Source organism: Niallia circulans, from assembly GCF_007273535.1.
Classification (GTDB): Bacteria; Bacillota; Bacilli; order Bacillales; family Cytobacillaceae; genus Niallia; species Niallia circulans_B.
The window spans coordinates 608,272-623,880 of sequence record NZ_RIBP01000004.1 but is presented as its reverse complement, the minus strand read 5'-3'; the positions used below and the strand labels follow the sequence as shown (position 1 = coordinate 623,880).

The window sequence follows — 15,609 nt, the reverse complement described above, 5'->3', positions numbered from 1 at the left end:
TTATGGAAAAATCATCACTTCCTGTTAGAGAGAGATTAATAAAATCTAATAAAACAAGGCTTAATGGTGAGGTACGGGGTAAAGTTTTAGTAACATTATGTGCAATTATCATGATTTCTGCTACTATTGCAATCACAATTTTCCTAAGTACAAAAGGTTTACAGTCTTTCATTAAAAACGGTGTAAGTCCGATTGAGTTCTTAACCAGTACGAATTGGAATCCTACTGATCCAGAAAGCCCGATGTATGGGGCACTGCCTTTTATCTTTGGTTCTTTTGCGGTAACAATGCTTGCCGCACTAGTTGCAGCACCACTTGGAATTGGTGGAGCTATTTTCATGACAGAAATTGCTCCGTCATGGGGGAAGAAGATACTTCAACCAGTAATTGAGTTGCTTGTTGGTATTCCTTCCGTTGTTTATGGATTCATAGGGCTTACAGTATTAGTGCCTTTTATCAGGGAGCATGTAGGCGGGCTTGGTTTCAGTTTATTATCTGGAACAATCGTCTTAGCAATCATGATCCTGCCGACAGTTACGACAATTGCAACAGATGCAATGGCAACATTGCCTAAATCATTGCGTGAAGGCTCTTATGCACTTGGTGCTACGAGATGGCAAACAATCAGGAAAGTACTTGTTCCTGCTGCACTACCTTCTTTGTTAACTGCAATTGTTTTAGGTATGGCAAGAGCGTTCGGGGAAGCATTAGCAGTTCAAATGGTTATCGGTAACACGAGAATTATCCCTGGAAGCATTTTAGATCCAGCCGGAACATTGACTACTATCATCACATTGAATATGGGTCATACAACATATGGAAGTGTTGAAAACAATACACTTTGGTCAATGGGGCTTATCTTGTTAGTTATGTCATTCGCATTTATCTTGCTAATCCGTTATCTGTCATCTAGGAGGAAAGTATAATGAACAGCAGAGTAGCAGATCGTATCGCAACCAGTGTGTTTGTTGCGATAGCAATCGTTATTGTATCCGTTCTTGTCGGATTATTTTCTTACATTTTGTTTAATGGCGTCAGCCACATATCGCTTGATTTCTTAACGAATCCATCAAGTAATGTCCGTGCAGGCGGTGGAATTAGAGATCAATTATTTAACTCATTTTACATTTTGTTTATCACAATGATTATTACTGTTCCACTTGGAGTGGGCGGTGGAATTTATATGGCTGAGTATGCAAAGCCTGGGAAAATTACAAACACTATCCGTACTTGTATCGAGGTCCTTGCATCACTTCCTTCTATTGTTATTGGTATGTTCGGTCTATTAATGTTCGTTAACTTAACAGGATGGGGCTATTCAATCCTTGGTGGTGCGTTGGCATTAACAGTGTTCAACTTACCAGTTATGGTGCGTGTCAGTGAAGATGCACTTCGTTCAGTGCCGCGTGATCAGAAAGAAGCTAGTCTTGCATTAGGAATTACACATTGGCATACAATTAAAACGATTCTTTTACCAACAGCATTTCCATCGATTCTAACAGGTGCAATCCTTGCTTCTGGAAGGGTGTTCGGGGAAGCGGCTGCGCTATTATTTACATCTGGATTGTCAACACCAAGACTGGATTATGCAAACTGGAATCCATTCGTTGAAAACTCTCCATTAAATATATTTAGACCTGCAGAAACTTTAGCTGTTCATATTTGGTCTGTTAACACACAGGGACTTATTCCGGATGTGGAGGATATCGCAAACGGTGCGTCCGCAGTATTGATTTTGTCTGTGCTGATTTTCAACCTAGGTGCGCGTTTAATTGGAGGCTTTATCCATCGTAAACTTACAGCATCTAAATAACGAATAAGGATGATGAAAATGAATACAAGTACATTGCCAAGAACTGCCGTCCTTAACAGAGAACAGATTTCTGAAGCGTCAGTTACAAATAAAGATCTAATCCTTCAAGTAAAGGACTTGGACATATATTACGGAGAAAAACGAGCAGTTAATACGATTTCAATGGATATCGAAAAAAATTCAATCACTGCATTAATTGGACCGTCTGGCTGTGGTAAGTCAACTTTCCTTCGCAGTATTAATCGCATGAACGACCTTATTCCTGGAGCTAAAGCAAAGGGAGAAATTCTATATGAAGGCTTGAATATCCTTGGTGATAATATTGATGTTGTTGCATTAAGAAAAGAGATCGGCATGGTATTCCAAAAGCCAAATCCTTTCCCAAAATCAATCTATGAAAATATTGCTCATGCATTGAAGTTTGCGGGAATTAAGAAAAAAAGTGAGTTGGAAGTCCTTGTGGAAGAGAGCTTGACGAAAGCAGCACTTTGGGATGAAGTAAAAGACAGACTTCATAAATCTGCTTTATCACTATCTGGCGGACAGCAACAAAGACTTTGCATTGCCCGTACAATTGCAATGAAGCCTTCACTTATGCTTCTTGATGAGCCTTCATCAGCTCTTGACCCGATTTCAAATGCCAAGGTCGAAGAGTTAATTGTGGAGTTGAAAAAGGAATATTCTATTTTAATTGTTACACATAACATGGGTCAGGCTTCAAGGATTTCAGATAAGACTGCCTTCTTCTTGAGCGGAGATTTAATTGAGTTTGATGCGACAGAGAAAATCTTTACAAACCCGTCTGTTAAAAAGACAGAAGAATATATTTCCGGCAGATTTGGATAAGGGGGACTATCATGTCAACAGCAGTTACGCACGCGCCTGTATTTGAAATAAATGATTTAAACCTTTGGTATGGAGATCACCATGCCTTAAAAAACATCAATTTCCCGATTAACCGCAATGAAGTTACGGCTATTATCGGGCCATCCGGCTGTGGGAAATCGACTTTTATTAAAACATTAAACTTGATGATTAATATGGTGCCAAACGTTAAGATGTCTGGTGAGATTAACTATAAAAACAAAAATATTATTAACAAAAAAATCGATCTAGTTGATTTGCGCAAAAATGTCGGTATGGTTTTCCAAAAGGGAAATCCATTTCCGCAAACAATCTTTGAAAATATTGCTTACGGACCAAGAATTCACGGCGAAAAGCGAAAAAAGGTGCTTGAAGAGATTGTAGAAAAATCACTTCGTGACGTTGCACTTTGGGATGAGGTAAAGGATCGTCTGCATACTCCGGCAATGGGACTTTCAGGTGGACAGCAGCAGCGTCTTTGCATCGCAAGAGCACTTGCGACAAAGCCTGATGTGCTTCTTATGGATGAACCTACGTCTGCTCTTGACCCGATTTCAACATTGAAAATTGAAGAGCTAATGCTTGAGTTGAAGGAGAAATATACAATTGTGGTTGTGACACATAATATGCAGCAGGCAGCACGTGTTTCAGATAAAACAGCCTTTTTCTTAATGGGAGAGCTAGTTGAAATTGACGAAACATCAAAAATATTCTCAAGACCGGCTGACCAAAGAACAGAAGATTATATTTCCGGGCGATTTGGATGATTGGGGTGCAAGGATGAATACTAGGACGAATTTTGACAGTAATCTTAAAGAATTAAAACAAAGTCTGTTAGATATGGCGGAAGAAGCAGAATATGCCATTAAAAAATCGATGGTTTCCTTAATTAGTCAAGATTTACAAAAGGCTGAGGAAGTAATTGAAGGGGACAACAAAATTGATGAAATGGAAAATAAGATTAACGATCAGGCAATTTTGTTAATCGCAAAGGAATCCCCAGTAGCAACTGATTTAAGAAAGATAATCGTGGCACTCAAAATTTCGTCTGAAGTGGAACGAATCGCTGATATGGCTGTTAATATTGCTAAATCCACCATTCATATTGGCAGTGAACCACATATTAAGGATATAGTGGAAATACCGCTAATGATGGAGAAGGCACTTAATATGCTAAGGGAATCCTTAACAGCCTTCTATACGGAGGATACGGTGATTGCAAAAGCAAGTGCTGAGAAGGATGACGAGATTGATGCAATGTATGGCCGTCTTATTCAAGAACTTATGGGGTATATCCGTGAGCACCCAAGTGAAACAAAGCAGGTAACACAGCTTGCCTTCGTTTGCAGATACATTGAGAGAATCGGCGACCATGTTACGAATATTGCCGAAAACGTTATTTATTTAGTAACAGGGAAACGATACGATTTGAACACATAATCAGCAGAATCTCTGCTGATTTTTTTATTGTTATATTTTTGTAAAATTTCTGTAAATTTGTAGATAAAACCTCTTAAATCCTGCATATTGGTAATTAGGTATATTGTCTTATTTATCTTTTTTTGCAGGAGGAAAGTCATGTCTGGGAAATGGAAATTAAAGCTGAAGCCAAGGACATTGAATATTGTTAAAAAGAAATCAGGAAGTAAGGATCGAGAGAAAACCTTTTTCAGGTGGAGGGATATGCAAATTAGGTCAAAGCTCTATTTACTGTTTGGCTTTAACGCTGTTCTGTTTTTCGCTACAACAATAGTTGTCATTATACTGCTCAATATGTTCTGGACAAAAACAATTGATATAAAAACTCAAGGAGAAAAGGCTGCAGCAATTGAGGAAATAGGCTCGCTTATACGGGCCAAGGATATTCGTATTGCAGACTATATAACCTTTTTAAAAGATGAGGACATTAAAAGCTATCGAGAGCTGCGAAACGAACTGAACGTGTCGCTAGAAGGCTTAAATGGGACAATTGCAGATAAAGAGCAAAAACAGCTTATCCATACAATTGAAGAGAATAATGAAAAGATAGATGATTTGTTTATTCGGGTTGTCGCTCCGGCGGTTGTGAGACTTGATGAAAAGATTTACACGGATGCAAGGATGGAAATCGCACAGCTTAGAGAGGATAATGCAGCGACACTTGCAGATTTAGTTAGCTTTGTAGAGTCGGACCGTAATAATACGATGCAGAACATGGAACAGAGCATGACGTCCTTTGTTTGGCTCATAATAGCGGCAGCAGCGATGTCTGCTATCTTTAGCGGAGTATTTGTTTACTTTGTCTCCCGTTCCTTAAAAAACAACCTGGAAAGGGTTGTACAAAGAGCTAGCAGGGTGGCACAAGGAGATTTGTTGGAGGAAGAATCTCTTTATGATGGCAAGGATGAGATCGGCCAGCTGGAAAAAGCGATTAATAGCATGATTTACAGTCTGAGAAGCATGGTGAACAGCATTGGGAACGCTGCAGTTTCTGTTACTAACAACAGCGAGGAGCTCGCTCACAGCTCATCAAATGTTAAGCATTCAAGTCAGCAGATATCTGAAACGATGGCAGCTTTATCTGCAAGTGCAGAACAGCAGGGAGAAGGTACAAGCCAGCTGATTTCTGCATACGAGTCCTTTAACAGACAGCTTGGAGTTGCCGCAGATAATGGAGCAATGGTAAAGGATAGCTCTGAAAAGGTTCTCTCTGTTACATTAAAAGGCCATAATTCGATGAAAGAATCAATTACCCAAACTAATATTGTTTATGAAATGATTCGAGACACATATGAAGAAGTGTTAGGTATGGAAGAGAAGACAAGAAATATTCATACACTAGTTGAGTCGATCAAAGGGATTGCCGCACAAACAAACCTGCTGGCACTAAATGCTGCAATAGAAGCAGCAAGAGCAGGTGATGCAGGCAAGGGCTTTGCAGTGGTGGCAAATGAAGTGAGGAAGCTTGCAAACCAAGTGGAAACTTCATTGGTGGAAATCAACAGTACAGTAACAGCGGTGCAAAATGTTTCAGAAGCAGTCTCCCGCTCACTTAAGAACGGTTTTCAAGAGTTAGAAAATGGCTCTGTTAAAATTAAGAAAACTGGAGAAGGCTTTGAAACGATAAAAACGGAAGTGGAAGACATGGTTTGTAACATTGCTGTAATATCAGATACACTTGCTCACCTTATGACTGGCAGTATGGAGATTAAAGCAGGGGTGGAAGTGGCAGCAGATGCTTCACAAACCTTTGCCGCAGGTGCTGTTTCATCGTCCGGATCCTTGCAGGAACAGGATGCAGAGCTAGAACACATCTTTGCTAGAACCAAGGAAATGCTTTCAGAAGCCAATAATTTATCGGTGCTTGTGAAGAATTTTAAGATGTAATTAAAAAAGCTGTTTGGTAAATGATAGAATTTTTAATAGAAATAAAATACATTCTTAGTAAAACATTCTAGTATGTAAGCGTATTTTAAAGGAATTGACTCGTTAATTTAATAGAATTGTAATTTAACAGCCCCTTTCATGTGTTATAACTTAATGGAAAGGGGTTTTAAGATGAGTCTGATTAAAAAAATGATGGTTTTATCATTAATTTGTGCTTCTTTTTTTTCTACTTCATTGATGGCACATGCAGAAACGAGTCAAGAAACACTTACAAATGGTAAAAGCAAACTAGAAGAAAACGATAGATTGCTCGATGAAAAAGAGCAAGAACAGCAGCAAGCATCGAAGGAGCTTAAAGCTGTGCAGGATGAGCTTGAATCTACAGAAGGCCAATTAGAGGCTAGTAAAAAAGAAATCTCATCCATTGAAGGTAAAATAGAAGAGACGAAACTTCTGATAGAAGAGAAAAAAGATCAGATTGTTGAGTTAGAAGATAAAGTGCTAGAACGTAAGGATGTCATGAAGGATAGATTGGTAGCCTTACAAAATACAGATAAAACAAACATAATTATGGAAGTTATACTTAGTGCTCAAGATTTATCTGATTTCTTAGATCGTGCAGCAGCTGTATCAGCTTTCTATAATGGCGATAAAGACCTTCTGGAACAGCAGCAGCAGGATCTCGAGACTATTGAGGCAGAAAAGAAGGATGTGGATGAAAAAGAGGCAGAGCTTCAGCAAAGCTATGAATCATTAGCTGAAAATCAATCTGTTCTTGAAGCGAACCTGGAAAAAAGACAGGTAGCTGTAACTGAAGCAAATAAAAAGTACAAAAGCATCTCAAAGGAAATTAAGATAGCAGAGTCAGAAAAGGCAGCTATCCAAGCAGAATTAAAGAATGCAGAGGAAAGCATCAAGAAACAGAAAGAAGAGGCAGCAGCACGTAAAAAGGTAATTGTGCAGCAACAAACTGCAGTATCTGCTGAAACGACTGAGGCACCCAAATCTTCTTCATCCTCTAAAGGTAAGAGTAATTCAAGCTCAAATTCAAATAAGAATTCAAGCCCTAAAAAGGAAAGCAGCAGTTCAGAGACAATGTATGTATCTGCAACAGCATACAGCCATGAAAGCACAAAGTCTGATTATACAGCCCTTGGTTATAATATCAAGAAGAATGCGAACATGAAGCTGATAGCAGTTGACCCTGCAGTTATCCCATTAGGCAGCAAAGTTTGGGTAGAAGGCTATGGTGAGGCAATCGCTGGCGATACAGGCGGTGCTATTAAAGGCCATAAAATCGACGTTCTGATGCCTAATAACGGCAAAGCAAAAGCTTGGGGACGAAAGACAGTTAAAGTGAAAATACTTGATTAATAATGATATGGTGCAAAGCGACTGAGCTTTGCACCTTTTTTGTTTTTTGTATGAAATATCAGAATATTTGAGAATAATTCTCATAATGGAAAGAATCATGCTATAATTACTTCTGGCAAATGTGCCAGAAAAAATTGAAGGGGTCTACATATGAAAAAATTAATGTTATTCATTTTGTTCAGTGTCCTGTGCCTTGCAGGATGCGCCAGCAATGCAGATAAAGAAGAACCGAAAGAGAAAAAGGAGCAAACGCTTAAAGTAGCTTCCTTAATTCCTCCAATGACGGATATTTTAGAAATAGTGAAGCCGTTGATGAAGGAGGAAGGCGTTAATTTAGAGATTGTTGTTCTTAACGATAATGTTCAGCCGAATAATGCTTTGGCAAACAAAGAAGTGGATGCTAACTTCTTCCAGCACGTACCGTATATGGAGCAGTTCAACAACAATTCCAATGCTGATTTAGTGGCAGTTCAGCCGATTTACCATGCTGTATATGGCGGTTATTCTCCTAAATTTAAATCATTGGATGACCTTCCAGATGGAGCAACTGTGGCAATTGCGAATGATCCGACTAATATAAGCAGATCTCTTGCGCTTATGGATAAGTATGGCTTGATTAAGCTGAAAGATGATGCAACTAGCACGGATGCTACAGAGGCAGATATTGTTGAAAACAAACGTAACTTTAAAATCAAAAAAGTAGATTTACTTATGCTTGCCCGTGTATATGAAGATACAGATTTAACAATCATGACTCCTGCTTATGCTGAGCCGTTAGGGTTGAAGCCAAACAAGGATGCTCTGTTAACAGAAGGAATTGAGTCTGCATTTGCAATTACCCTTGTAGCTCGCAAGGATAATGCTGATTCAGAAGCAATCAAACTGCTAGCTGAAAAAATGACAGGACCAGAAGTGAAGAAATTCCTTGAGGAAGACTATAAAGATTCTGCATTGCCAGCATTTTAACAAAAAAAGATCCAGCTATCACTAGCTGGATTTCCAAAGTATATCTATTTCAAGGGGGAACTTGAAAAAGAGTAATTGTCTTAACATATACTTATTGTACCCCGCAATTATGAAGAAATTATGACAAAACTATCAACTTTTCTTAACAAGTTTGTGAAGCTTTAAAGACTATTAATGAATTAAAAAGCAGTGTATCTCTATAGAAGAGAACACTGCTTTTTTGATAGAGTTATTTTTTCAGCTTATTCCAAGTTTCATCAAGAGCTTTCATTGTTTCTTCTCTTGTGCTTTCTTTACCAACATATGCCTGCAAGCTAGCACCAAATTCTTGTCCAGCGCCATCTGGGTATTTCATAAACTGCCAAGTATATGTTTTGCCTTCTTGAGAGTATTTTTGAATTTCCGCACCTAGTGGGCCGATATCATCTGCACTTGCTTCAATTGTTTTGAAAGCAGGTACATATTTGAAGTCTTTTACTAACATTGTTTTCGCTGCGTCAGAAGTAACCATCCAGTTTAGGAAGTCAAGAGCTGCTTTTTTATCAGCATCTGGAGCTCCATTGTGAACAACCCAGTTTGTTGGAACGTCGACCATTAATTTATCTGATTGCTCTTTATCATCGCTAAGCGGCATTGGAATAAAGCCAACTTCCAAATTTGGATTTAATTTGTCTATCATCGGCTGAATCCAGTTACCTTGTTGAATCATTGCTGCTTCACCTGTAGCAAATAGAGTTACTTGTGTATTGTAGTCTGTTGTTAAAGGATTTTTGTTGCCGTATTTCAGAGTTACGTCCAACAGATCAAAGTACTTGTTAAAATACTCATTTCCTTCAATTTTAGATGTACCATCATTTAAGCCTTTAATGAAGGCATCTGCGTCATCCTGATAAGCAAATGGCACGTTCAAGCCGTGATTTGCTAGTACCCACCACTCGCCATATCCGATTGAGAATGGAGTGATTCCTGAAGCTTTTAGTTTTTCAGCTGCTGCTTCTAATTCAGTGAAAGTAGTTGGAAGCTCTGTAATTCCTGCTTTTGTGAATAATTCTTTATTATAGGCAAAGCCATAGCCTTCTAAGTTTACTGGCTGTCCGTATACTTTACCATCAATAGTCATTGGTACTAGAGCGCTTTCATAAGCATCCTTAACCCAAGGCTGATCGGATAGGTCCTCGAATTTATCCTTCCAAGTAAGGGCTTCTTGGTAGCCGCCATTGCCGAAGATATCTGGAGCTTTATTGGAAGCGAATTTTGCTTTCAGTGCAGCTGAGCCGTCAGCGCCGCCTCCGACAGATTCAATGTTGAAAGAAACGTCAGGATGCTCTTTTGTATATGCATCTGTTAGTGCTTTTAATTGGTCAGCAATTTCCACTTTGCCGTTGAAAATGTCAACAACAACCTTGCCGTCCTTGCTGCCGGAATTATCAGAAGCCGTTTCGTTGGAACATGCAGTTGCAAGCAGAAGTGTTGCAGACAATACACCTGCTGCTAATGAAAATTTTTTGAATTTAAAACCCATTGGTTTCCCCTCCTGAATTAGGAAAAAATTTTTATATGGATCTCCATCCTTTTTAAGAAAGGATGGAGGTAGATCCCGTTAAGTACATTACTTGATAGAGCCGCTTGTAATCCCCTTGATGATGTGTTTTTGCATCGCAAAGAAGAAAATTAATAATGGGATGATACCGAGCATTAATGCTGCAAGTGCTAAATCCCATTGCTTCGTATATTGGCCGAAGAAGAAGAAGGTTGCCAAAGGAATCGTCCTTAAATCTGGATTTTGTAAGACTAGGGATGGAAGCAGATAGTCATTCCAGATCCAAAGGCTGTTTAAGATTACAATTGTCACAGTTATTGGCTTAAGGAGCGGGAAGACTATGCGCCAGAATAAGCCGAATCGTGAACATCCATCAATGATGGCTGCCTCTTCCAATTCTACCGGTATTCCTTTTATAAATCCGTGATACAAGAAGATAGTCATACCAGATCCAAAACCTAAATACATGATAACAAGTCCCCAGATGCTGTTAAGCAGATTAAGACTTCCCGCTGTTTTGATTAAAGGAATCATGATTGATTGGAATGGAATAATCATTGCTGCCACAAAGGACATAAAGATGATATTAGAAATTTTCTTTTTTGTTCTGACAAGCATGTACGCAGCCATTGAACAGAAAACAACAAGAACGATATTACTTGCTATTGTGATGATTAATGAATTACTCAAAACCTTTAAGTAATCAAGTTTTTCAAATGCACTAACATAGTTTTGAAATTGAAGTGCCTTAGGCAATGCAGATGTATTCGTCAAAATTTCCGCAAATGGCTTTAAGGAGTTAGAAATTACGTAATAAAATGGCACTAAAAAGACAAGCCCGATTAAGATCGCAAATATTTCTAGAATAAAGGTTCTTCCATTATATTTGTTGCCCATTAAGATTCAACCTCCTTCTTCTTAGACAGTGTAACTTGAAGGACAGAGATTGTTGCCACAACAAGGAAGAATATTAAAGCTTTTGCTTCGCCGATACCATAGCGGTTATTGACAAATGCTTCAGTGTAAATGTTAAGCGCTAACATTTCAGTTGACTTAAATGGTCCACCGTTTGTTAGGGAAAGGTTAGCATCAAAGATCTTAAAGGAAGATGCTGTTGTTAAGAACAAGCAAATTGTTACAGCAGGCGCAACAAGAGGCATTGTTATATGGCGTAATATTTGCCATTTGTTTGCTCCGTCAATTTTAGCTGCTTCAATAAGCTCCTGTGGTACATTTTGCAATGCAGCAATATAAATAATCATAATATAACCGGCACCTTGCCAGACGCTGACAATAACAATTCCCCAAAACGCTGTATTAGCATCTCCAAGCCAAGCCAACTCAAAGAGTGGAATGCCTGTTAATTCTCCAAGGGAAGCAAATCCTCTAACGAAGATGAACTGCCAGATGAATCCAAGCAACAAGCCGCCGAGAAGGTTAGGCATAAAGAAGACAGTCCGCAGTATATTTCTAGTTTTCAGCATTTGAGTGACAAGAAGCGCCAGACCAAAGCCGATAAGATTCGTCAATACAATGGCGACAATTGTATACTTCGTCGTCAGTAAAAATGACTCTTGGAATTGCTTATCCTCTGTAAACAAATATTTGAAGTTATCCAGTCCAACCCATTTTATTTGTCCTGTTATACCGTTCCAATCAGTAAAAGAATAATAGATTCCTGTAAAGAATGGGACTAAAACAATAATAGTAAAGGCGAGGAAGACAGGACCTACAAACAGTGTGAACAGCCCTGCATTTTTAAGCCTCTTTTTCTTGGCTGTAGTGACAGATTTTTTTGTATTTCTTTTATTAGGTGTAATGATATTGGAACTATTCTGTTCCTGCAAATTATTTTCGTTGTTCACTTTCCGCACCTCCTGTATGTATAATGTAAGTTATAAACGAATTTTATGAAACTGCTTACATTGACGAGAAGGGTGGAAAATATTAAACTGCCACTTTCGCAAATAGAAGTGTTTTTTTAAAATAGTAATTTATTGAAAGTGAATATATTAATAGAAGTAATGTGATAAAAGAAAAAAAGTTGCTCATACTTGTGCAACATGATTCGTACATATAGAAGGGAGGGGAGGTCAGGAGAGAACACCTAAGAGCTGCTGACCAAACAGATGAGATGGGGAATTCGGAAGAAACTGATACTGCTGCTGATGATTGCAACAATTCTCCCTTTCGGAACGGGCATTATCATTACTTATTACTATACGATTGACTCTATTAAAGAAAGATCTGTCACAACCAACTATGACTTTATCAAAAAAGGTGAGGAAGAGCTGTCCGTCTATCTCGAGGATATTGCCCAGATGTCGTCTGTCCTGTATCGCTATACTCCTTTCATGAATGTACTTGGAAATGGCATATCTGATGACAGCAAGGTTAATGAGGAAGAGGTCAGAAGGCTGCTTGCGTATTTGTTTAATACAAGGACGGAAATAGAGCAAATGCACCTGTACATTAACAATGGTTCTGACTCTTATACAAATTATCACAGCAAAATCAGTGCCAGAGTTAAGTACAAAAATGTCTTTGATCACCCTTATTATGCTCAATTTAAAACGAATACGACAGACTATTCTCTTATTGAGGCGCCACATGAAATATACAGTTACAACAATATTTCTGAAATACCCAATTCAGAGAAAGTGAATGTGTTAAGTTTTCATAATATCATTCGAAACATCCCATCAGAGGATTTTCTTGGTTTTCTGTCCATTGATATCAACCTGTCAAGAATTGCGAGCATAGCAGAACGGCTTTATACAGCAGGGGATGAAGATTTGTATATTGTGGATGATCAAAGAAAAATCATTTATTCCTCATCTAAAGAGGAAATAGGTAAAGGGATGGCAGATAATTGGTTTAATAAAATGACGAAAGAGAGAGACAAGCACAGTCTGGAATGGGAGGATAAGGACTTTTCAGGTGTGATTGTATTTCAGAAGTTCTCTGTCCAAGAAAAAGACTGGTATATAGCAAAGCGGATTCCTTATGCCGTTTTGTACCAGACAGCAAGAGAAACTGTTGTGATGAATAGCTTAATTGGTGTTATAGCGTTAGCGATTGTGTTATTAATTACATCACTTGTTTCTGTTAAGGTAACAGCGCCGATTAAAGTACTGATTGCCAATATGAAAAAGGTAGAAAAAGGCCAGCTGGAAGCGGATTTTGACTCGTTAGGAAATGATGAAATTGGCATGCTCGGCAAACACTTTAAATCAATGATAGAAAAGATTAATTTGCTGATTGATAAAGAATATAAGCTGGAGATAGAGAATAAGGCTTCACAGCTAAGAGTGTTACGGTCCCAAATTAATCCGCACTTCTTATATAACAGTCTTCAATCAATCGGAACATTGGCATTGAAGGCAAAAGCTGCAAATGTTTACTCGCTGCTTACGTCTTTATCAAACATTATGAGGTATAGCATGAATATGCAGGAGGACATTGTTCCGTTTACGATGGAAGTTAAGCATGCAAAAAGCTACCTAGCCTTGCAAAAGCAGCGGTTTGATGAGCGCTTTGAGTACACGATTGAAATTGCACCAGGAATTGGGACTCTGCATGTCCCGAAAATGATTCTCCAGCCAATTGTTGAAAATTGCTTCAAACATGGTTTTGGTGACCAGGACAAGCAGGAGGAAATTTCAATTCAGGCCACATTATTAAATGACTATATTGTTCTGTCTGTTAGTGATAATGGCAAGGGGGTCAGCCAAAAGCAGCTTCAGGATATCAGGCAAAAGCTGTATAGGAAGGATGCTGTCACTGAACCTGGTCAAAGGGAATCGATCGGCCTGAAAAATATTTATGAACGGCTGCAAATTTATTATAACAATCAGGCTGAAATGATCATAAGCGGCAAGGAAGAACATGGGTTTATGGTAGAAATATATATTCCGAAGAAACTTAATGGGGTGCAGGAAAAATGAAGGTTTTAATCGTTGATGATGAAAAGCATGTAAGGGAAGGCATTCGGCTGCTTGCGAATTGGGAAGAGAATAATATAGAAGAGATTTATGAGGCAAGCAATGGGGAAGATGCAATTCAGATCATTGAGCGCTTTAAGCCAGAATTAATTTTCTCAGATATGAAGATGCCGAAAATGGACGGAACAAAATTGCTTGAATGGATTAAGGAAAATAGACCGACAAGCAAAACGGTTGTTATCACAGGTTATGATGACTATGATTATATGCGTAAAGCAATTCATTTCAACAGCTTTGATTATCTATTAAAACCAGTTGATCCTGAAATCTTGAATAATACCCTGAAAAACGCAGTGGAAAAATGGAATGAAGAGGAGTTAGACAGAAAAAAGAAGCTGAACTTTGACCAGCTTGTTAACAAGATGAAGCCTGCATACCGGGACAGAAAACTAACTCATTTTTTAACAAGCAGATCTGTCAACGAAGAGGTTTTTCGCGAATTCCAATTCTATTTGGCAAGTGAATACCGGGTTGCTGTAATGTCCTTAACGGAAAAAACAATCGAGCAATTCAACAAGGACAGGGAATTAGCTTATTTTTCGATCCTGAATATTATAAGTGAAGCCTTAAATGAAAAAAGAACCGGCATTGCGTTTCGCTATTTAGCGAATAAAGGAGAAATCGCTATTATTCTTTGGAATAAGGCTGAGGATGTGGACAGGCAACTGACTGAAATCTATCAAAAAATCCGTGCAGCCTTTAATATTTCCTGTCCGATAGCGGTTGGCGGACCTGTAAGTGAGCTTGCAAAGCTGATGGATTCTTATGAATTGGGAAAAGAGCAGCTGTTATCTAGGAATGTTCTTGAAAAACGGGAAACAAGAGTTTATATTAAACCGGTTTTGCCTAAGCTAGAGTGGAAAAGCTTAATGAAACACAACACAGCGATTAAGATGGCAATGCAAACAGGAGAAATTGGCGCATTTACAGACATTATTCAGCAAATAGAAAATGAATTTACAGAGAACGGCTTTTTATCATGGAAGCAGCTATTGCATTTTGAAAAGGAATATCGGATTGTTGGAGAACGGTGGTATAAGCACTTCCAAATTCCTCTTCCAAGTGCATGGGATAGTGCCACCAATAGAACGGATGCCTTTTTTGAACCAGAGGGCAGCTTTCTTCTTGAGGAATATAAGGCTTATATTACAAGAGAAATAGCTGTGTTCTTGAAAAAAGTGAAAAGAGCTGCTTCAAGTAAAGAAAGAAGCATTATTTATGAAATTGAAAAATATGTTATTGCGAATTTCAACAGAGATGTTAAATTGCAGGAGCTTTCAGAACAGTTTTATATAAGCAGAGAATATATTTCGCGTAAGTTCAAAAAAGAATTTCATGTTACGATTACTGACTATTTAACTAAAATAAGAGTGGAAAAGGCTAAATCTCTGCTTGTGAACAGCTCGCTAAAAGTATATGAGATTGCTAATCTGATAGGATATCAGGATGATAAGTATTTCCGTAAGCTGTTTAAGAAAACAGTTGGAGTTACCCCAAATGAATACAGAGATTCGAAGATTAACGGATAGTTGAAAACATGAAAAATAGGTCTAAATTGTTTTATTTACTAATATAAGGGTAAAAGGATGTTCAATATATTCCACCCTATTTGCTCAATATAAGCAGTTTCAATCTGGTGGGGATGCTTTAGAATATATAGGAAACATATCAAAATAGTGAAC

13 protein-coding genes are annotated in these 15,609 nt (G+C 38.3%); 10 read left to right on the top strand and 3 right to left on the bottom strand.

The window, feature by feature from the left end:
• Window positions 1-2 precede the first annotated feature (2 nt).
• The 8 genes from pstC to CEQ21_RS10970 all read left to right on the top strand — a co-directional run bounded on the left by pstC (window position 3) and on the right by CEQ21_RS10970 (window position 8,383).
• Window positions 3-926, top strand: a complete 924-nt coding sequence (gene pstC, locus CEQ21_RS11005; protein WP_127740224.1) for a phosphate ABC transporter permease subunit PstC — start codon at window positions 3-5, stop codon at window positions 924-926.
• Window positions 926-1,813 carry a phosphate ABC transporter permease PstA gene (gene pstA, locus CEQ21_RS11000; RefSeq protein WP_127740222.1) on the top strand — a complete coding sequence of 296 codons (888 nt, stop codon included), beginning with the start codon at window positions 926-928 and terminating at the stop codon, window positions 1,811-1,813. Before pstC ends, pstA begins: the two co-directional genes overlap by 1 nt.
• Window positions 1,814-1,831: 18 nt before the next feature.
• Window positions 1,832-2,659, top strand: coding sequence for a phosphate ABC transporter ATP-binding protein PstB (pstB, locus tag CEQ21_RS10995; protein ID WP_185764636.1), 828 nt, complete (start codon window positions 1,832-1,834; stop codon window positions 2,657-2,659).
• 11 nt (window positions 2,660-2,670) lie between these two features.
• Complete coding sequence (gene pstB / locus CEQ21_RS10990; protein ID WP_185764635.1) at window positions 2,671-3,444, top strand: phosphate ABC transporter ATP-binding protein PstB; 774 nt, start codon at window positions 2,671-2,673, stop codon at window positions 3,442-3,444.
• On the top strand, window positions 3,362-4,117 hold the full coding sequence (gene phoU / locus CEQ21_RS10985) for a phosphate signaling complex protein PhoU (protein WP_419181588.1): 756 nt from the start codon (window positions 3,362-3,364) through the stop codon (window positions 4,115-4,117). The genes pstB (CEQ21_RS10990) and phoU overlap by 83 nt, the downstream gene beginning before the upstream one ends.
• A 138-nt stretch (window positions 4,118-4,255) precedes the next feature.
• Window positions 4,256-6,043 (top strand): methyl-accepting chemotaxis protein, encoded by a 1,788-nt coding sequence (locus CEQ21_RS10980; protein ID WP_185764633.1) that lies wholly within the window; start codon window positions 4,256-4,258, stop codon window positions 6,041-6,043.
• Window positions 6,044-6,214: 171 nt separating this feature from the next.
• The gene (locus CEQ21_RS10975; protein ID WP_185764632.1) at window positions 6,215-7,417 is read left to right on the top strand and encodes a 3D domain-containing protein; all 1,203 of its coding nucleotides are present in this window, start codon (window positions 6,215-6,217) and stop codon (window positions 7,415-7,417) included.
• A 150-nt stretch (window positions 7,418-7,567) separates the two neighbouring features.
• The gene (locus tag CEQ21_RS10970) at window positions 7,568-8,383 is read left to right on the top strand and encodes a MetQ/NlpA family ABC transporter substrate-binding protein (protein WP_185764631.1); all 816 of its coding nucleotides are present in this window, start codon (window positions 7,568-7,570) and stop codon (window positions 8,381-8,383) included.
• A gap of 229 nt (window positions 8,384-8,612) precedes the next feature.
• Here CEQ21_RS10970 and CEQ21_RS10965 read toward each other — a convergent pair whose 3' ends face one another.
• From CEQ21_RS10965 to CEQ21_RS10955, 3 genes are all read right to left on the bottom strand, one after another.
• The gene (locus CEQ21_RS10965) at window positions 8,613-9,905 is read right to left on the bottom strand and encodes an ABC transporter substrate-binding protein (protein WP_185764630.1); all 1,293 of its coding nucleotides are present in this window, start codon (window positions 9,903-9,905) and stop codon (window positions 8,613-8,615) included.
• Window positions 9,906-9,992: 87 nt separating this feature from the next.
• A complete protein-coding gene (locus CEQ21_RS10960; protein WP_185764629.1) occupies window positions 9,993-10,820 on the bottom strand; it encodes a carbohydrate ABC transporter permease in 828 nt (275 codons plus the stop codon).
• On the bottom strand, window positions 10,820-11,671 hold the full coding sequence (locus CEQ21_RS10955) for a carbohydrate ABC transporter permease (RefSeq protein ID WP_419181613.1): 852 nt from the start codon (window positions 11,669-11,671) through the stop codon (window positions 10,820-10,822). Before CEQ21_RS10955 ends, CEQ21_RS10960 begins: the two co-directional genes overlap by 1 nt.
• Window positions 11,672-12,052: 381 nt before the next feature.
• Here CEQ21_RS10955 and CEQ21_RS10950 point away from each other — a divergent pair, with 381 nt between their 5' ends.
• Entirely contained in the window at window positions 12,053-13,870 is a 1,818-nt protein-coding gene (locus CEQ21_RS10950) for a cache domain-containing sensor histidine kinase (RefSeq protein WP_185764628.1), read from the top strand.
• On the top strand, window positions 13,867-15,456 hold the full coding sequence (locus CEQ21_RS10945) for a response regulator (RefSeq protein ID WP_185764627.1): 1,590 nt from the start codon (window positions 13,867-13,869) through the stop codon (window positions 15,454-15,456). The genes CEQ21_RS10950 and CEQ21_RS10945 overlap by 4 nt, the downstream gene beginning before the upstream one ends.
• The last annotated feature ends 153 nt before the right edge of the window (window positions 15,457-15,609 follow it).